Annotated in this window: 17 protein-coding genes and 1 other RNA gene; 11 read left to right on the top strand and 7 right to left on the bottom strand. The window is 41.1% G+C overall.

From position 1 onward, the window contains the following. Positions 1-63: 63 nt before the first annotated feature. The 3 genes from C0V70_RS17135 to C0V70_RS17125 are packed head-to-tail and all read left to right on the top strand — an operon-like array spanning position 64 to position 2530. Positions 64-675, top strand: a complete 612-nt coding sequence (locus C0V70_RS17135) for a helix-turn-helix domain-containing protein (protein WP_102245086.1) — start codon at positions 64-66, stop codon at positions 673-675. Then, positions 672-1472, top strand: a complete 801-nt coding sequence (locus C0V70_RS17130; RefSeq protein WP_102245085.1) for a hypothetical protein — start codon at positions 672-674, stop codon at positions 1470-1472. Before C0V70_RS17135 ends, C0V70_RS17130 begins: the two co-directional genes overlap by 4 nt. Continuing rightward, positions 1472-2530 carry an A/G-specific adenine glycosylase gene (locus tag C0V70_RS17125; protein ID WP_102245084.1) on the top strand — a complete coding sequence of 353 codons (1059 nt, stop codon included), beginning with the start codon at positions 1472-1474 and terminating at the stop codon, positions 2528-2530. Before C0V70_RS17130 ends, C0V70_RS17125 begins: the two co-directional genes overlap by 1 nt. Here the strand turns inward: C0V70_RS17125 and rnpB are convergent. The 3 genes from rnpB to C0V70_RS17110 form a co-directional block, all read right to left on the bottom strand. Then, positions 2530-2856, bottom strand: an RNA gene (rnpB, locus tag C0V70_RS17120) — RNase P RNA component class A. The genes C0V70_RS17125 and rnpB overlap by 1 nt on opposite strands. A 49-nt stretch (positions 2857-2905) precedes the next feature. Next, entirely contained in the window at positions 2906-3679 is a 774-nt protein-coding gene (locus tag C0V70_RS17115; protein WP_102245083.1) for a transglycosylase SLT domain-containing protein, read from the bottom strand. A 78-nt stretch (positions 3680-3757) separates the two neighbouring features. Next, the gene (locus C0V70_RS17110) at positions 3758-4348 is read right to left on the bottom strand and encodes a zinc ribbon domain-containing protein (RefSeq protein WP_158649734.1); all 591 of its coding nucleotides are present in this window, start codon (positions 4346-4348) and stop codon (positions 3758-3760) included. A 181-nt stretch (positions 4349-4529) separates the two neighbouring features. Here C0V70_RS17110 and aroC point away from each other — a divergent pair, with 181 nt between their 5' ends. The 4 genes from aroC to C0V70_RS17090 are packed head-to-tail and all read left to right on the top strand — an operon-like array spanning position 4530 to position 8180. Further along, entirely contained in the window at positions 4530-5522 is a 993-nt protein-coding gene (gene aroC, locus C0V70_RS17105; RefSeq protein WP_102245523.1) for a chorismate synthase, read from the top strand. A gap of 26 nt (positions 5523-5548) precedes the next feature. Continuing rightward, a complete protein-coding gene (locus C0V70_RS17100; protein WP_102245081.1) occupies positions 5549-6574 on the top strand; it encodes a 3-dehydroquinate synthase in 1026 nt (341 codons plus the stop codon). Next, positions 6549-7790, top strand: coding sequence for a 3-phosphoshikimate 1-carboxyvinyltransferase (locus C0V70_RS17095; RefSeq protein WP_158649733.1), 1242 nt, complete (start codon positions 6549-6551; stop codon positions 7788-7790). The genes C0V70_RS17100 and C0V70_RS17095 overlap by 26 nt, the downstream gene beginning before the upstream one ends. Before the next feature lie 21 nt (positions 7791-7811). Further along, positions 7812-8180 (top strand): hypothetical protein, encoded by a 369-nt coding sequence (locus C0V70_RS17090; protein ID WP_102245079.1) that lies wholly within the window; start codon positions 7812-7814, stop codon positions 8178-8180. 3 nt (positions 8181-8183) lie between these two features. Here C0V70_RS17090 and C0V70_RS17085 read toward each other — a convergent pair whose 3' ends face one another. Then, positions 8184-8810: a flavin reductase family protein gene (locus C0V70_RS17085; protein WP_102245078.1), complete on the bottom strand. Its 627-nt coding sequence runs from the start codon at positions 8808-8810 to the stop codon at positions 8184-8186. Positions 8811-8938: 128 nt separating this feature from the next. On the opposite strand from C0V70_RS17085, the gene C0V70_RS17080 reads away from it, so the two are divergent. From C0V70_RS17080 to C0V70_RS17070, 3 genes are read left to right on the top strand one after another with little or no spacing between them, the layout of a single operon-like run. After that, positions 8939-10147, top strand: a complete 1209-nt coding sequence (locus C0V70_RS17080) for a M20/M25/M40 family metallo-hydrolase (protein ID WP_102245077.1) — start codon at positions 8939-8941, stop codon at positions 10145-10147. Next, positions 10137-10988, top strand: coding sequence for a GNAT family N-acetyltransferase (locus C0V70_RS17075; protein WP_102245076.1), 852 nt, complete (start codon positions 10137-10139; stop codon positions 10986-10988). Before C0V70_RS17080 ends, C0V70_RS17075 begins: the two co-directional genes overlap by 11 nt. Beyond that, positions 10988-11776, top strand: coding sequence for a lysophospholipid acyltransferase family protein (locus C0V70_RS17070; RefSeq protein WP_102245075.1), 789 nt, complete (start codon positions 10988-10990; stop codon positions 11774-11776). Before C0V70_RS17075 ends, C0V70_RS17070 begins: the two co-directional genes overlap by 1 nt. 1 nt (position 11777) lies before the next feature. On the opposite strand, the gene C0V70_RS17065 is transcribed toward C0V70_RS17070, so the two are convergent. Continuing rightward, a complete protein-coding gene (locus tag C0V70_RS17065) occupies positions 11778-12863 on the bottom strand; it encodes a homogentisate 1,2-dioxygenase (RefSeq protein ID WP_102245522.1) in 1086 nt (361 codons plus the stop codon). A 180-nt stretch (positions 12864-13043) separates the two neighbouring features. Between C0V70_RS17065 and C0V70_RS17060 the strand changes: the two genes are divergently transcribed. Continuing rightward, a complete protein-coding gene (locus C0V70_RS17060; protein WP_102245074.1) occupies positions 13044-14969 on the top strand; it encodes a methyl-accepting chemotaxis protein in 1926 nt (641 codons plus the stop codon). Here C0V70_RS17060 and C0V70_RS17055 read toward each other — a convergent pair. After that, positions 14966-15970: a fumarylacetoacetate hydrolase family protein gene (locus C0V70_RS17055; protein ID WP_102245073.1), complete on the bottom strand. Its 1005-nt coding sequence runs from the start codon at positions 15968-15970 to the stop codon at positions 14966-14968. The genes C0V70_RS17060 and C0V70_RS17055 overlap by 4 nt on opposite strands. Beyond that, on the bottom strand, positions 15967-17115 hold the full coding sequence (gene hisC, locus C0V70_RS17050) for a histidinol-phosphate transaminase (RefSeq protein ID WP_102245072.1): 1149 nt from the start codon (positions 17113-17115) through the stop codon (positions 15967-15969). The genes C0V70_RS17055 and hisC overlap by 4 nt, the downstream gene beginning before the upstream one ends. Between the last annotated feature and the right edge of the window lie 55 nt (positions 17116-17170).

The following is a 17170-nucleotide window of genomic DNA, read 5'->3' as shown; positions in this document are numbered from 1 at the left end:
GCATCAAGAAATTATTTTGCAATCCGATAATGCTTTTGAGCAGTTAGAAAAGGGGAAAATTGCATGGCAGAATTTAGACGCAATAAAATCGAGATGTTCCTGGGAGTAGTCAGGAAATACATGCAAATGCGTGGGCCTATGTCGCAAAAAGAGCTCGCAGAGCAGACTGACGTAGGGATCTCTACCATGAGTCGTTTTCTTTCTCAGAAAACAACGGAATTAAACCCTCAGCTAATTGCTAAAATCACCGCTAAACTCAATATTCCCCTCCATGAGATGATTGATTTTGTCGAAGAGGACTTTGCAGATCGTTTTATAAGACTGGTGAAGTTTTATAAAGACGAACTCTCTGAAGAAAATATCGACGTGGCAGAACTCACTGACTCGGCCCCGGACCCTGGGACTCAGAAAAATATCAACCATACGACTACGTCAGAAAGAAGAGTGGCCGATGAAGATAGAAGAGAGACGACCAGGGAGATCTTAAAAGAGGATAAAACCTCTCCTAAAGATCGATCGGATAAAAGTATCAGAGAAAAATTGGAGAGCTTAACACCCCGTCAGAGAGCTTTTATGACGGAGTTCTTAAACCTAAAGCTGGAAGAGTGCGACTTGATTGTGGATGTCGGCAATAACATGTTCCAGTATTTCAAGATGAAAGGTATGGATATATGATCTCTTTAAGAAAAATCATCTGTTTTATGTGTCTGGCTCCGGCGGTGTCGATGGCCACTCCTAAAAAGATCGAAATGATTTTTCTCTCACCTAAAAAAGTCTCCATGATTCTGGAGCTTTTGGATAAAAAACAATCTATCTCTATGTCTTCTCACCTCGCTCAAAACGATGACTCTCATTGTGTGCCAATGGGCGATGGATGTTTTCATCCTCAACTCGGTTACATCGAAAAGAAAGTGGAGGCTCCGCCTTCTGCTGAAGCCGCAAAAGAAGCAGCCGAAGATAAAAAAGCAGAGCTTAAAACTTTCAATGCACTTGAAACCAGCTTAGTAAATTGCGATAAAAATAATTACTTTGATATCTTCTGCGGAAAAGAAAAAGGCGATGCGCCTCCGGCAGAGATTGAAATCTGGTTTGATATTTCTTCTTCTCTAAAGTCAGTTGACTACAACCGCGAGCCGGACAGATGCGCTCGAAGATCATTTATGGAAGCAGTAATAAAAGGCTGCAAGAGCAAGGTGCGCGCTTCTGTCTACAATACGTCTATCAAAGAAGTGGGGGATTTCTCCAGCGTTTGTATGTCGTATGGGACTAATGATCAAAAAAGACTTCTTAGCTGGATGAAAGATTCCAAGGCCAAACATCTCCTTATTGTCACTGATATCGATGAAATGTCTGTGGAGATGCGCGAATTCCTGGGAAGCAATGGGGCGAAAATGACTGGTGACGGTGTAAAAGCTTTTACTAGTGATGATCTCGTTGACTATGCAAAAGATTTTACTAAAATGTGTCGTTAATGGCACATACACTTTTTTCCAACCTCATTGACTGGTCTAAGCACCAATACTCTCACTTACCCTGGAGAGAGAAGAGAACACTCTACAAAACGCTGGTGTCGGAAATCATGCTTCAGCAAACAACGGTAGGGACTGTTCTTAATCACTTCGAAAGATTTTTGGGAGAGTACCCGACGATTGAAGCGCTTGCAGATACAACTGAAGAGCAAGTATGCATTTCGTGGAAGGGGTTAGGTTATTATCGCCGTGCCAGAAACCTTCGCAATCTTGCTATTCAAATCGTCGATAAATACGACGGAAAAATTCCGACTAAGCTTGATGACTTAATGAGCCTCAAGGGTATTGGACCTTATACGGCCAATGCCATTGTCGCTATCGGTGCTGATAAAAAAGCTTTAGCGGTTGATGCTAATTTAGAAAGAGTGCTGTCGCGCTTTTACGGTGTTGATATTGAAAAAGGTCCAAAACTTCAAAAGAAACTTTGGCACGATTTTGAACACAAAAAGATTCTTGCAGAGATGGATGGACTGAGTGCCCGTGCACTGAATGAAGCTTTCATGGACCTGGGGAGAATTGTCTGTCAGGCGAGAAAAGCGACTTGTATGATTTGTCCGCTCAATAGCACGTGTAAAGCAAAACAAAGTGGCGATCCGCTGGCTTTTCCTAGAGAGGGAGTAAAAAAAGAGAGTGAAGATTTATTTATTAAACTCTTAAGAGTCGTAGTGGTCGATAAAAAGAAAATCCTCGTTTATCAAAAAGGTGCGCGCGAGTGGCTTTCAGGGCAGTGGGAAGTGCCGACGTTTATTCTGGAAACTAATGACGAGACTCTTAAACAATATCCACACTTAAAAATTAAAAAAGATTTTGAAAAATTCCCGATGATTAAAACGGGAATCACCAAATACAATATTCAAAACTACATTCTGGAAACATCGCTGGAAGAATTCGAAAAGATGACGAAAAAAATCGACATTGAGTACGAGTTTAAAACTAACGATGCCAAATTGAATGTGTCGACAGCGACGTTGAAAGTGATCAAAGCGATCACTAAGAAATAAAACCGAGAAAGGGTGTAAGCCGGATCCTGTTTTCAACCATCATTCATCTAGGACTTGCGTTGCCACAAGCCTCGAGCACCCTACCCGTATAGCATCGGAGGTGGCACCCCCTAGTTTTCTATTGCTAAAAAACGCCTATACCTATTTGAGCTTGCACCACGTAGAGTTTACCTGGTTTCACTACAGCATTACCTGTACATACTTTCTGTTGCACTTGTCCTCACCTCGCGATGGACGGCCGTTAGCCGCTACGTTGCCATGTGGTGTCCGGACTTTCCTCCCGTCTTTGTATTGCTACAAAGGCCAGCGATGATTCCCCCTTCTCGGTAGAGCGGTTATCGGATAAGTCACGTTAGACGTCAATAGGTTGTGAGATTATTGCTGAAGAAAAGGAAAATTTACTTTGTGCGGATACAGATTCTGCACATTTTTGAAGATGGCCTTCGCGTAATTTACTTTAGCGTTGCCTTCTTCACCATTATAAATTTGCAGCGCTTGATAGTAGGTTTCACTCAATGGAAGGTCTACTTCGGCCCTTGATGACCTGTTATCAACGTAGGCCACATAAGTCTTAAGTAAAATGGCCCCATAAGTGACAGCTGTTGGGATATCAGTTTTGATTTCTTCTTTAAGAAGATTGAAAAAATCCGGGTCTTCTGGAGTCGCCGAAACGCGATTCCATAAATCCACCCATCCTGGATCAATGCAGTCGCGGATTTTGGAGCTGTAGTAAAGAATGGCGTTTTCAGTTGCGCCTTCTTTGCCTCTGATTCCCAGTTGGTCGTTTACTTCTTTGAAACCAACAGATGTAAACTGGGTCAGACCTGCAGCGTTTGTCGGGCTGACAGCATCTCTTTTAAATGTAGACTCTTTTTGGATCAATCCAGTTAATAACCATGGATCAATTTTTAAACATTCAGAAACTTTTAAAACATTGCTGGCAATAGCAACAGCTTCTTCTCTAGGAACTTTGTGATTGGTTTTTAAAATGTATCTGATGAGATGATCTTCACTCGGAGTGAGTCTCATTAAAGTGAAGTCTTTCATCACCGCTTCGCCTGAGAGACGATAGCCTTTATCGGCGATCTCTTGTGCGTGGCCTTGGTTAGATAAAATGAGAGTCAGTAGGGTTAAAGTCTTTTTCATCATGGCATCTTCTAGCTTAAGAAAAACACCAATGCCTAGGGGAGAGTGTAATTTTTTTAGGTTGTAAGTAGTGGGAAATTGTTAATAGACCCGTGCCGTTTCGGGAATAAGTAGTCTTCCGCAGTTTGGACAGGTCTCAATCGAGCGTCCTTCATCGAGCGAGTTCTTAAGCATTGAATCCGTCAGCATATGGCAGGCATTGCATTTTTTATCGATTAAATAACCAACCGGGCGGCTTTTCGGTGAAAACTTTTTTTCAAGTTCAAGGTATAGCGATTTTAAACTCGGATGACATAAATCAATGAGTGACTCAATTCGTTTGTTGCGATTATCGATGATCGTTTGCTCTTTGGTTACATTCTCTTGGACTTCTTTTTTGATAGACTCAAGAGTCGTAAGTGAGCCTTTTATGAATTCTTCATTTTCTTTGATCTGATTTTGAATCTCTTCGCTTTTTTCCAGCTTCTCAAAGTAGAGAGCTTCGTTGTTTTCGATATCTTTTTTCACAGTAGCAATCTGACTTTCAAAAGCGAGTTGCTCTTTTTCAGTCGCGGCCATGCTTAGTTGTGAAGTGAGTTTATTGAGACGCAGTTGCCAGTCTTCGATTTGGTACTGAATTTCTTCGAGCTTGAGATTTTTTTCTTCCAGGCGTAAATCATCATTTTGTAACAAAGTCTTGCTACGACGCTGCTCTAAGTCGGATATTCTTTTGTTTTCGCTGCTAATTCTCTCGAGATTTTGTTGATTTTCCCTCTTTAGGGCCTCAATTTCGATTAAATGCCTAAAGCTCTCGAGGAACATGACCGATGCTTCCTTGTTTTTGCCTGGTGCTTTTGAGTATAATGGTCACTATATGCGTGGAAATAGCTTTGGTAAAATGTTTTCTTTGACGAGCTTTGGCGAGTCACATGGCCCGGCAATGGGTGTAGTGATTGACGGAGTTCCAGCTGGGCTTTCAGTTTCACTGGAGGACTTGCAGCGCGAATTAGACAGGAGAGCTCCTGGAAAAATTGCCGGAACAACTTCAAGAAATGAAGACGACAAAGCGGTTATTCTCTCAGGTGTCTTTGAGGGGAAAACTCTCGGCACACCAATTGCTGTTATCGTTCACAATACAAATCAAAAAAGTGCTGACTACGATAAGTTAAAAGAAGAGCATCGTCCTGGACACGCCGATAAGACGACCATGATGAAATACGGCATCCGCGATCATCGCGGAGGTGGACGTTCTTCAGGAAGAGAGACTCTCTCGCGCGTAGTGGCCGGGTATTTTGCAGGCCTTGTGCTTCCACAGGTAAAAGTAAAAGCTTACGTAAGCCTGCTTGGACCATTTGAGCACAAAGAGATTTTAAAAGATTTATCAGCAGACTTAAGTCCTTATTCATTTCCTGATACAAAAAGAAATGATGAGATAAAAAAATACCTTGAGGATTTAAAAGCTCAGGGAGAGTCAGTTGGTGGACGAGTCCGCATCGTCGTGGAGAATTCACCTGTGGGATTAGGAGAGCCGGCCTTTGATAAATTAAAGGCGGATTTCGCTAAAGCGCTTCTTTCAATTGGAGCTGTCGTGTCTTTCTCTTATGGTTTAGGAGAAGAGATGGCGCAGATGAAGGGATCAGCTGTTTCAAATACGGCCAATGCTTTTGGCGGAATGGAAGGCGGGATTTCTAATGGTGAGAAAATGGTAATGACCATTACCTTCAAACCGACCTCGACTGTGGGGGATAAGGCCAAAGAGGGACGCCACGATCCGTGCATTATCCCTAGGGCCATTCCAGTTGTGGAGGCCATGGTTAAGGTAGTGCTGGCGGATCATTTTTTAAGACAGAACGCATACCAGATTTAAAAATACATATTAAGAAAAGAGATAGAATGAAGACAGAAATTAAGAATGTAGAACTAGAAAATATTGTTGAAGAAATTAACCAACTGCAAACGGATACCGTTTTAATTATTGCTGACCACCATGTATGGAGTCTTTACTCAAAAGACATCCTTCTGGAAAAAATTGAAAACAAAAAAGTTCTTTTCTGGAAAGCTGCTGATGGTGAGAAAGTTAAAAATATTAACGATTTCCAAAGTGCAGTAGAGTTTTTCCTGGATAAAGGGATTCACAGAAATGCTCACCTGATCGTTATCGGTGGTGGAGCTACGTCTGATTTCGGAGGACTTGTTGCGGCCACCATCCTTCGCGGAATCAAATGGAGTATTGTCCCGACAACTCTTCTTTCAATGGTTGATGCAAGTATTGGTGGGAAAGTTGCGATTAACTCAAAATCAGGAAAAAACCTGATTGGAGCTTTCCATTTGCCGACAAATGTCTGGATCTGCCCTAAGTTTATCGAGACTCTTACGCCTGTTGAAAAAAACAGTGGTATGGGTGAAATCCTTAAGTACTGTTTCCTTGATTACACAATCTATGACCTGGTCATTAGAAAAACGGACATGGGACAAATCATTGATGCCTGTGCAAAATACAAAGAAAAACTTACGGAAGAAGATTTAAAAGAAACAGGAGTGAGAAGACTTCTGAATCTTGGGCATTCTTTTGGTCATGCAGTAGAATTTATCTACAACATCCCTCACGGAGAGGCGGTGATGTGGGGAATGTCACTTCTATTTAAGCTTTTTGGAACAGAGAAAAACTTAAACGACATCACGGCCCTTAAAAAGGCGCTGGAAATGCCTGGTGAGAACTCACCATGGTTTAACAAGGAATTCCCGATTGAGAAGATCATGCTGTATCTTTCAAAAGATAAAAAGATCAGTGCGCTTAGCTCAATTGACCTGGTTATGATCAAAGATATTGGAAACGCCGATATCGAAACAAAAACGTTTGATGAAATTCAAGCGGTGCTGGAAGCCAATAAAGATGAACTTAGAAAATTCACTTTATAAGGTTCGCCCTCTTAAGAAATTCGACAAAGAAATCATTTTACCCACAAGTAAATCCCATTCCAATCGCGCCCTGATCCTGGGCGCGATTCGCGGTGGTAACTTTAAAGTTCACAATCTTTCTACTTCTACTGATGTCACTCATTTATTAAATGCTTTTAAGAAAATTGGTCTTCGAATCCGTCAAAATGGATCAACGGTGATTTTTGAAAATTCATTTCCTGAATGTGAGAAAGAATCGAGTGGTGATGTCATTGAACTCATGACTGGAGATGGGGGGACGACAAATCGTTTTCTAATTGCTCTTTTAGCGCGCGGGAAAAAGGAATACCACCTTCGTCCTTCAGAGAAAATGAATGAGCGTCCAATCGAGGACCTTCTAGCTCCATTAAAAAAAATCAGCGTGAATATAGTATGCAATCAGGACAAAAATAATCCTGAGGCATGGATTAAAATGAAAGGACCCGCTTCGCTTTACAATACAACTAAGCTGGAAGTCGATTGCTCAAAAAGCACGCAGTTTGCTTCGGCCTTAATGTTGGCGTTTTCCAATATTCCTCTAAAATTTGAATTCTTAAATTTAAAATCTTCGGAAGCCTATTTAAAGATGACCTCTCAGGTTATTAAAAAGGCCACGGAAGGAAATTCTTATACTATACCAGTGGATTTTAGCTCTCTTGGTTACCCGGCAGCATTAGCGGCCTTAATGGGAAGAGTGCTGATTAAAAACTGCCTGGAGATCGATTCACTTCAGGCGGATTCATCGTTTATTGAGCTTTTAAAAGAAATTGGCGCTCACCGTGTACTTTCTAATGATGGCCTGGAAATCAAGAAAGGAAGCGCTTTAAAAGCGTTCTCTTTTGATGTTTCAAAGGCCCCTGATCTTTTTCCGACATTAGTTTTTCTTGCTGCGCACATAGAAGGTGAGAGCACATTTTCTAAACTTGAAGTTTTACAGTTTAAAGAAAGTGACCGCTTGCTGGAAATGGTGAAGATGATGAAGTCTTTTGGAGTGGAGTTTATTCATTCTCCTGAGAATGACTCGATGACGATTAAGGGTTCAGCTAAAACTTATCCGGAAGTGACTATTCAACCAGTCCGCGATCATCGCATCGTTATGGCCGCAGCGCTTTTTATGTGGAAAAACTCAGGAGGCATGCTGGGGGAAGTCGACTGCATAGAAAAATCTTTCCCAAATTTCCTGTCGTTGTTAGAATAGATCTCATTAGTGAGGTCTATTATGAAAAAAATCATTTTATTAGCATCTGTTTTATTCTCATCAACATTACTTGCCAGCACTTCATGGAGTGACCTGGAGCTTTACGATCAATACAAATCAACTCAAGACATTGCGTTTGAAAACGGAGTGGTTCTGCCTGCTGGTCAGACTTATGAACTACGTCAAATTGAACCGCTTACCATCCCGGGCTACCCAATGTTCTATCTTCAGTTTCACCAAATGAACTGTGTGAATGTAGATCAGACAGCGGATATGTCTCTTCTGGAAGTTAAGGGCGGGACAGTTCTGGGAATCGACCTGGAAGAAGGCTGCAATGTCGGAATGTACCTTGAAGTGAAGGATTACTACAAAGACAGCGCTTTCGAATAAACTTTATTTTTGAATTTGGGCTTTCATTAATCGTGAAAGCTCAAATGTATCATCGCATCTGAAGTAGTCATTTCCGACACCACGGCCGACCGGCTTTAATTTCTTCGTGATAATTCTGTGATCTTCTAAAATTTCTTCTGCAATGTGAACTTTTACCACTTCACCGGTAATGATCATTCCAGCTCCCGGTTTATCCCCGTAGCTTAAGTGGTCGCGGTAAATGCATTCAAAGTGAATCAGGCATTCTTTAATTCTTTTAGCTTTGATTTTTTCTGAGTCAATTGGTGTTAGCCCTGAAAGAACAAACTCATCTTCGCCATAAGGAAGTTCAGTTGAAGTCATGTTGATTTTTTCAATGATGCCTTCGCTTGCGATATTAATAACGAATTCTTTTTCGCGAAAGATGTTTCTTGGGGTGTCTTTAATCGTTCCGGTGCTTGAGCGGATCATCGGACAAAAAGCAACGATCATCGGGCTTGCTGAGACGGCCGTGAAAAAAGAGAAAGGGGCAACGTTGTTTGTTCCACTTTCATTGACAGTGGAAACAACAGCGATTGGGCGTGGAAGAATAGAGCCAATTAAAAACTTGTAATTGTCAGCAAATGCTCCATTTGTATCAAAAGACTTCATTGTCACGCGAAAACCCCGGTTATTTAAATAATCTTGATACAACTCTAACAAAGTTCTACCGAGATTTTAACACTCAATGTGTAAATCATTGTGTTTAAATTTTATTAATATCTTACAAGGATGTTTCGTTGTTAGACTTGGCGCTACCTTTAGTGACACCTCCTTTCCCGGTTGCTGAAACGCTTTCAGGGTTGGATTTTCTCGAAGAGCTGGTGGGAATGGATTCCCAGACGAAGAATGTCGAAGGCGTTAACCGCGTTCAGAGAAAAATTGCTCTAAAACTGAAGGAATTAGGTTTTGTTTGCAGCTTTATTCCCAACCTTGAATCAGAGACAGGTGATTTACTCTACGCTGTTAAACCAGGTGAAACAAGTGAGCAAATCAGTTTTATTGGACACGCAGACACTGTGTGTTCTCCTGATCAAGATTTTTATTTCAAAATCCATTACGCTTCACAAACTTTGACCGGGCCTGGAATTGGCGATGACAAAGGAAGCATTGTGATGGCCCTTGAATCTCTCAGAAGCTTTTTTGCTGCTCACCCCACTCATCATCACACTTATGCTTTTGTTTGTTCACCATGTGAAGAAACAGGCTCAATTGGTTTTCACAGCTTCTTTAAAGAAGTGGGAGAAAAATCAAAAATTGTTTTTGGATTAGAGCCGGCCCTCTTTAATGGATCGTTGATCTCGTCTCGAAATGGAAACCGTTGGTACAATATCAATATCAAAGGTAAAGCAAGCCATGCAGGACGTTTTGGTGAACCTTTTATTAATGCCGCTCACCATGCCTGTGAGTTTATTTCAAAACTCCATCCGCTCAACGACATCGACAACAAAATTAAAGTCAATGTCGGGACAATGAGAGGGGGAATGGACCGCTACAATGTGATTTGCGACACTATGGAAATCAAATTAGACACTCGATTTCCAAGTTTAGAGGCCAGAGACGAGATCGATCAGGCAATTAGAAGTCTGATCGATAACTCTTCTGTGGAGTGTTTCTACACCAAAGAGCAGTGCCAGACTGCCATTGAAATTGTCGATGACTGCCCACCTCTGCCGCTGCAACCGGATCATCATCTACTTCTTTTAAAATATGTTGATGTGATTGAAGAAATTGAAGGAGAAAGATGTGATCTGGAGCACTCTGGTGGTGCTGCTGACATCAATTATTTTGCCAGACCAGGGCTGATTTATCTCGATGGTGTGGGGCCAAAAACAAAAGGCATGCACACTAAAAATGAAGAAATGTGTTTAAAGAGTTTTTACTCTCGCCAATATGCACTTACTAAAATGCTTACTCTCTTAGAGAAAGGAGATTTTTATGACAACTAGTTCTCAAATTGCTTGCATTCACTCAGGACACAAGCTGCACGATGAATGGATGTTATACATTTCACCGCGCTTTTTAACATACAGTCCGAAACATCCGCTCTTTATCAAGACTCAAAATTATACACTTAAAACGGCCAACCATCTCTCGGAATTGGTTGAGCTCTTTCGCATGCGACACCATATTTTTTTCAATGAAACAGGAATCACTGATGATCACAATCTGGATTTAGATGATTTTGATTCTCTTTGTGATCACCTGGTGATCCGTTCAAACCAAACAGGTGAAATTTGCGGGACTTACCGCATGCTTTCGAGCACTCATTCATTAAAGTTTTACTCGCAAGGTGAATTTAATCTGGATACTTTTGTGAAGTCTGAAGGTGTGAAGCTGGAGTTGGGAAGGGCCTGTATCCATCCGGAGCACAGAAATGGAGCCGTGATTGATCTTCTTTGGAGAGGAATCGGGGAGTATGCAAGGCTGACGAATGCTAGTTACCTTTTTGGATGTAGCAGTGTGATGACTGTTTCCCCAGTTATGGCCAAGGCGATTGTGAAGACTATGAAAGCTAACAATATGACATCAGAAGAGTTTGCTATTAAGCCAACAGCTAAATATAAAATGAGCCTTTCTAAAGTGACAGGTGAAGATATTTTCGAAGAGAAATTCATCATGGGGCAAATTCCCTCACTGCTTCGCAGTTATATCAATGCAGGAGCAAAAGTTTTTGGGCATCCGGCACTGGATAAAGATTTTCAATGCATCGATTTTTTGACTATACTTAATCTCAAAGAACTCAATTCTTCTTATGAGAAGAGGTATTTTAAAAAGTCGGAAGGTTAATGGGTCTGGTGAGACTATTTATTCGAACACTCTTTTTTGTCATTGCCCTAATAGGGTACTTTCTTGTCTCGTTTACTATTTTCGCCTTTGCCGGGTTTAGCTTTGAGCGCGCAAGGCCTTTTTTAACCAAAGTGATTTCGCTGACGAGCCGAATTGGGTTAAAAATTTTCAATGTAAAAGTAAGAAAGAATTTTGCTCCTATTGATCCCGATGAAAATTACCTAATTGTTTCAAATCATCTTTCTTACCTCGATATTTTGATCATCAGTTCTTATTTTCCGACATGTTTTGTAACTTCTAATGAAATGAAAGAAACTCCTTTTTTAGGTCATCTATGCATGCTTGGCGGGTGTTTATTTGTGGAAAGAAGAAGCCGCTCAGGACTAACGGCGGAAGTGCAGGAACTTAGCAATGCGCTTACAGACGGCTTGAACGTCGTCATTTTTCCGGAAGCCACAAGTACTAATGGCGAAGCGGTGATTCGTTTCAGAAGGCCACTCTTTCAGGCGGCAGTAAACTCTCATTCTAAGGTTCTTCCTGTCTGTTTAAACTACCGTACACTTGATGGCGAAAAACTCACTCTTAAAAACCGCGATAAAGTCTTCTGGTATGGCGATATGGCCTTTCTGGAACATGCTCTGAAGCTTTTTACCCATAAAAATGTCGTTGCCGAATTTACGGTAATGAAAAGTTTGAATGCCAGTGATTTTGAGGGAAAGAATGAGTTGGCGGAGAAGTGTTTTGAGATGGTGAGTGAAGAGTATCAAATCATCACTCACGCAGTCTAAATTAGAACCAAGATTTCCAGTAATCTTTATTTTCGTTTTTCATAAACCATTCTGACGGGATCAGTGGTCTTTTGGCATCGATCATCACCGCAAATTCGTCAGTGAAAGTTTTACTCTCACTATTTTTAAAGGCTTTTGGGTGTGGACCGTGGTGAATTCCTTGTGGGTGAAAAGTCAGTGCTCCTGCATCGATATTATCGCGAGAGAAAAAGTTTCCTTGATGGTAAAAAAGCACTTCATCAAAGTCGATATTTGAATGGTAGAAAGGAACTTTAAGCACGCCATGAGATGAATCTTCCAATGGTCTTTCAACAAATGAGCAAACAACAAAGTTTTTACAAACGAAAGTCGTATGAGCACTTGGTGGCATGTGGTAGCGGTGACTCATGACCGGACAGAAATCGTAAATAGAAAGCTTAAACGGGTAAACTGACCCTTTCCATCCTGAAACGCAAAGAGGGTTATATGGGTAAGTCACAGTTGTGATTCTCCCCAGGCGCTTAATTTCTACTTTGTATTCTTTTTTATCTTGCTCGCTTCCGTAAGCTGCCGTTGGAACAACGATCGCGGTTTGATCGTAAAGAGCGTTTGGCCCAAGCATGCCGCGTTCTGGTTGCTCGAACTCAGAGCGAGATTCAACTTTAAAGATCTTTGTTTCAGTTTTTAGGTAAAGCTTATAAGTGGTTCCACGTGGGATCACGATATAGTCACCTTTAACGTAATCAAGATGGCCGTAAACTGTTTCAATGGTTCCTGTTCCATCGTGGATAAAATACATTTCGTCGAAGTCAGCACTACGGTAGAAATTTTTAAACGATTCAGTGTAGTGGCCGATATTTAAAACGACATCATCATTCGAAAGAATTGTGATGAACTCGTTTTTGGCGGCATTGTCGTACATTGGTGGCTGACAGCGGGGTTTTAGGTCACCTTCGATGTTGCTCCATCCGACCGGTGGTTTTTGGTGATAGAGGTGAGAGACTCTTCCAAAGAAGCCATCTCTTCCGTGTTCTTCTTCAAAATGCCCTTCTGGCACCTTAACGTGAGCTTGTTTAGTATGAATTCCAGACGATTTAAAATTTTCCATAGCCTTCATTTTGACCCAAGTAAAAGGCCCTCGTGAAGTAAAAAAGGCCTTTCGAATCGCGGAAATACACTATTTTCTCGATTAACCGACCATTTCGCTCAATGACATAAATCAATATTTTTCTTTTAAATTTTTAAGCAGTTAACCGATCAAAGGTAAGGCAATCTTAAAGGACGTAATATGAAGTTTAATTTATCACTCTCAACAAAACTTTTTATCAACAATATTTTTTACGCCATTCCTATCTTGGTGTTGTTGTATTTAATGTTTAATTCATACGACAAAGATTTAGTATTTGGTAGAAAAGAGCAGATGGGAAATGAGATTCAACGAACAACGATGAATCTAATTAACCTTGTTGTCGAAAATAAGAAGTACACTCCAGCGATGGAGCCTCTTATGGCAGATGTTTTAAAACAGTTCAATAAGTTTGAAAGTGATCTTCTTTTAGATGATGGATCCCTTGCTGAACGCAAGCGTGAGCACATCAACAAAATTGCACTAACAAAGACATTTGAAGATTTTAAAGCGAGTAAAGTTGAACCTTATAAAGTGTTAAAAGACCTGCGCGATTTAGTAGTGCACACAGGGGATACATCAAACCTGATTCTTGACCCTGACCTGGATTCTTATTACTTAATGGATATTACTCTTCTGGCAGCCCCTCAAATTGCTGATCGTTTTTATGAAGTAGACGGGCTATTGGCGGAATTTGCAGCCCACTCAACTGTACCAATGACAACAGAGGAGCAGGTTAAGACAGCCGTTTTTCTTTCAATGTTAAGAGAATCTGACTGGGGACGTATCTATGCAGACGCGGGCACATCAATTAACGAAGATAAAAACTTCTACGGTGTGAATTCAAAACTACAAAAAGAAGTCAAAGAGCAAGGTGAGAAAGCGGACGCTCTTTTTAAGCAGTACTTTGCTCTTTTAGAAGAAATTTCGAAAGGAAATAAAGCAAAAGCGGTTGAAGCTCACGCCATGACTCCAAAAATGGTGGAGACTGCTCACGGATTTTATCTTTTAACAAATGAAGTTTTAACAGAGCTTCTTTTGACAAGAGATGGATCGATTGTAGATGCAAGAAATAAGGCGACAACAATTGGTATTGGTGCCATTTTAATTGCCCTGATTGTCTCAATTGCAACTTCTAAGAATTTTAAAGAAGGATCAAAGAGAATTTCAACGGCCTTAAGGCAATTGACAGGTGCGGTGGCCATTAACGCTGATGCCAGTGAAAAGTTAACAGAGTCTTCAAACAGTCTTTCATCTGTTTCTTCTCAGCAGGCTGCAGCCGTTCAGGAAACGGTGAGCTCTTTGCATGAAATCAATGCCATGTCGGAGAAAAATTTTGAAAGCATCAAGATTTCTTCGATGAAGTCAGAAGAAGGAAAAGAGCAGGCGATCAATGGTAAAGAGTCTATTTATAAAATGGCCTCAACTATTAAAGAAATCGCTGAAAGCAACCAGGAATTCTTCAAAGAAATCAACTCTAGCAGTGAAGAGTTAAAAACAATTATTAAAATCATTTCAGATATCAGCGAAAGAACGAAAGTGATTAACGATATCGTTTTCCAAACCAGACTTCTGTCTTTCAATGCTTCAGTAGAGGCGGCGAGAGCTGGAGAGCATGGGAAAGGGTTTGCGGTTGTTGCTGAGGAGATCGGAAAACTTGCTTCGGTAAGTGGAGCTTCCGCTAAAGAAATTAACGATATCCTTGCACTTGCTAATACACAAGTCGAGAGCATTATTACAAAAATGAGTTCGCGTGTAGTTGAGCTTACAGCGAAGGCCAGTGCCCAGCTTGACTCAGGTGAGCGCATTACAAAAGAGTGTGTGACTTCATTAAATGAAATCGTAGACAACATCACAGAGTTAAGCTCAATGATGAATGAAATCTCTATGGCGATTACTGAACAGACGAAAGGATACTCAGAAATCACAAAGGCCATCGATCAGATCGATGAAGGTGTTCATCACGGTCTTGGTTTATCTCAAGAAACATCGGAGCATGCTCAGAAACTTACTGGTCAGGTCGTTGAGCTTAAGAGAATCGTGGGAACGATTGAAAGAGAAGTGTTGGGAGTGGAACAAGCCGCTTAATAAAGCGACTTGTGTCCTACCTTATTGATTAATTTTCCGATTTGTTCAATTTCTAATTCGATAACGTCTCCGGGCTTGATCCATTGGTCAAGCTCGAGACCACATCCAGTCCCAACAGTCCCAGAACCGAAGAAATCACCAGCTAAAATCCATTCATCACGAGAAACATGTTCGATCATTTGCGCCCATGTAAAATGAGCATCTCCAGAGCGTCCGCGCGACCATTCTTTGCCGTTGATCTTTGCCGTCATTAGAAGATCTGGCTCTGTTGTATCGAATTCATCTGCAGTCACAATCACAGGTCCAATCACAGAACAAAAGTCTTTTGCTTTGGCCGGTCCAAGTCTGACAGTCATTTCTTTTTTCTGAATATCACGGGCAGAAACATCATTTAGAATCGTGAAACCAAAGATGTGTTTGTGTGCATCTTTTGCTTTGATATTTTTTCCATCAAGGCCCACGACCATTCCTAGTTCTAATTCATAGTCTAAAACATCAGTGTATGAAGGCCATAGAATATCTTTATCTGGCCCAATGAAGCCTGCAGTAGCACCTTTGTAATAAACAGGAAGCTCATACCAAGCTGGAGGAATAGGCTCATTTCTTTTTTTGAAACCTGTTGCCACGTGTTTTTCGTGAACAAAAAAATCGCGGTAAGTTTCGATTTTATCAAGGGGCGCAGTAAGAGCGATGCTCTTATCCATCTCAATTAAATACTTCGTCCCATCTTCCATGTTAAAGCAGCCACACTTTTCCAAAAAAAGCATTAGGCCCCAGGCTTCATGTAGAACTTCTCTTGGGTTTTCTCTGGTGCGAAGAAGGGCGTGTAAAGAAGGTGGGCAGTGAACATTGGCGCGCTCTCTAGCATTGAAGCGTCCTTCTCGTTCAAAGTCACAGGCAAAAACAAAATTCGGATCAAGGATCACGCTGTCGCTGACCATGATTCCTAAACGTTTCTCAGTTCCTAATGAATGACGGTGTAAATAGGTGACGACTCTCATTTTTTAGGTCTCCCGTAACGTTTGTTGTATTCAGGTAAGATGGCCTCCATGGCCTTGAAGAAATGGCTCATCTCTCTTTTAGTACCAAGAGAAACGCGGACGTAGTCTGGCATTTCATTGGCCTTGAGTTGTCTGATGATCACCCCTTGATCAAGTAGGCTGTCAAACATGTAGCGTGAAGCTTCTTCTGAACCAGTTTTAAAAGCAATAAAATTTGCTACCGATTTAATTGGATTGAATTCGTGTTTTGTTAAAAAGTCGAAAGTTTCCGCATATCTTCTTTGGTTATTCACAACAGTTCTTCTTAAGTGTGGTTTATCGTGGATTGCTCCAGCAGCTCCCATTTGAGCAATAAGACCTGGCTCGAAAGGAAGTTTAACTTTATGTAGGTTGGCAATCAGGTCTTCATGGCCAAAGCCATAACCGATTCTGATTCCCGAAAGACCATAAGCTTTAGAGAATGTTCTTAAAGTCAAAACGTTGTCATAGCGGTAGTCCATTGAGTTGGGATAATCTTCTTTCCCAATGGCAAACTCAAAGTAAGCTTCATCTAAAATAACCAGAACGTGTTTTGGAACATACGACATAAGAATATCGAATTCTGTTTTAGTGATATAAGTTCCAGTAGGATTGTTTGGGTTACAGATATAGATGACTTTCGTTTTTTTAGTAATGCTTTTTCCTAGAGCGATCACATCAAAACGATAATCTTCCGTCAGAGGAACAGTTTTTAGGATGGCCCCAACGCTTCTGGCGATGATGCTAAATCCGATAAAACTATTCTGGCATGTCAGGACTTCCTGGCCTGGTTGAATGAAGGCGCGGGCGATATAGGCCATGATCCCTTCAGAGCCGTTTCCAAGAATAATGTTTTCGTGTTTAAGTTTGTAGAGTTTTGAAAGAGAGCTCTTGAGCATGTAAGCGTTCATATCCGGGTAGCGATGAACGTCCCAAAGGGCATTAGTCATCGCTTTGATGGCAAAAGGAGATGGCCCAAGCGGATTTTCGTTACTTGCCAGCTTTGAAACACGGGTTAAACCCTTTTCGCGAGTCAGTTCATCAATAGGTTTTCCTGCTTGATAAACAGTTAGGTTACGAACATAGTCAGGTACTAGGGTTTGGATTTGATCAGAAATTTCCGACATAACAATAATTCCATTAAAACGGTAGAATAGATGCTTATGAAGATACCAAGTTTCT

This window comes from Bacteriovorax stolpii (assembly GCF_002872415.1).
Classification (GTDB): domain Bacteria; phylum Bdellovibrionota; class Bacteriovoracia; order Bacteriovoracales; family Bacteriovoracaceae; genus Bacteriovorax; species Bacteriovorax stolpii.
This window is presented reverse-complemented; position numbering and strand designations above follow the sequence as displayed.

Excerpts from the sequence above, each read along its gene's own strand:
- C0V70_RS17085 (WP_102245078.1), bottom strand. The coding sequence starts at position 8,810 with ATGAAGTCTTTTGATACAAATGGAGCATTTGCTGACAATTACAAGTTT.
- C0V70_RS17135 (WP_102245086.1), top strand. The coding sequence starts at position 64 with ATGGCAGAATTTAGACGCAATAAAATCGAGATGTTCCTGGGAGTAGTC.
- C0V70_RS17100 (WP_102245081.1), top strand. The coding sequence starts at position 5,549 with ATGAAGACAGAAATTAAGAATGTAGAACTAGAAAATATTGTTGAAGAA.
- C0V70_RS17130 (WP_102245085.1), top strand. The coding sequence starts at position 672 with ATGATCTCTTTAAGAAAAATCATCTGTTTTATGTGTCTGGCTCCGGCG.
- C0V70_RS17065 (WP_102245522.1), bottom strand. The coding sequence starts at position 12,863 with ATGGAAAATTTTAAATCGTCTGGAATTCATACTAAACAAGCTCACGTT.
- C0V70_RS17075 (WP_102245076.1), top strand. The coding sequence starts at position 10,137 with ATGACAACTAGTTCTCAAATTGCTTGCATTCACTCAGGACACAAGCTG.
- C0V70_RS17070 (WP_102245075.1), top strand. The coding sequence starts at position 10,988 with ATGGGTCTGGTGAGACTATTTATTCGAACACTCTTTTTTGTCATTGCC.
- C0V70_RS17125 (WP_102245084.1), top strand. The coding sequence starts at position 1,472 with ATGGCACATACACTTTTTTCCAACCTCATTGACTGGTCTAAGCACCAA.
- aroC (WP_102245523.1), top strand. The coding sequence starts at position 4,530 with ATGCGTGGAAATAGCTTTGGTAAAATGTTTTCTTTGACGAGCTTTGGC.
- hisC (WP_102245072.1), bottom strand. The coding sequence starts at position 17,115 with ATGTCGGAAATTTCTGATCAAATCCAAACCCTAGTACCTGACTATGTT.
- C0V70_RS17090 (WP_102245079.1), top strand. The coding sequence starts at position 7,812 with ATGAAAAAAATCATTTTATTAGCATCTGTTTTATTCTCATCAACATTA.
- C0V70_RS17060 (WP_102245074.1), top strand. The coding sequence starts at position 13,044 with ATGAAGTTTAATTTATCACTCTCAACAAAACTTTTTATCAACAATATT.
- C0V70_RS17115 (WP_102245083.1), bottom strand. The coding sequence starts at position 3,679 with ATGATGAAAAAGACTTTAACCCTACTGACTCTCATTTTATCTAACCAA.
- C0V70_RS17055 (WP_102245073.1), bottom strand. The coding sequence starts at position 15,970 with ATGAGAGTCGTCACCTATTTACACCGTCATTCATTAGGAACTGAGAAA.
- C0V70_RS17095 (WP_158649733.1), top strand. The coding sequence starts at position 6,549 with ATGAACTTAGAAAATTCACTTTATAAGGTTCGCCCTCTTAAGAAATTC.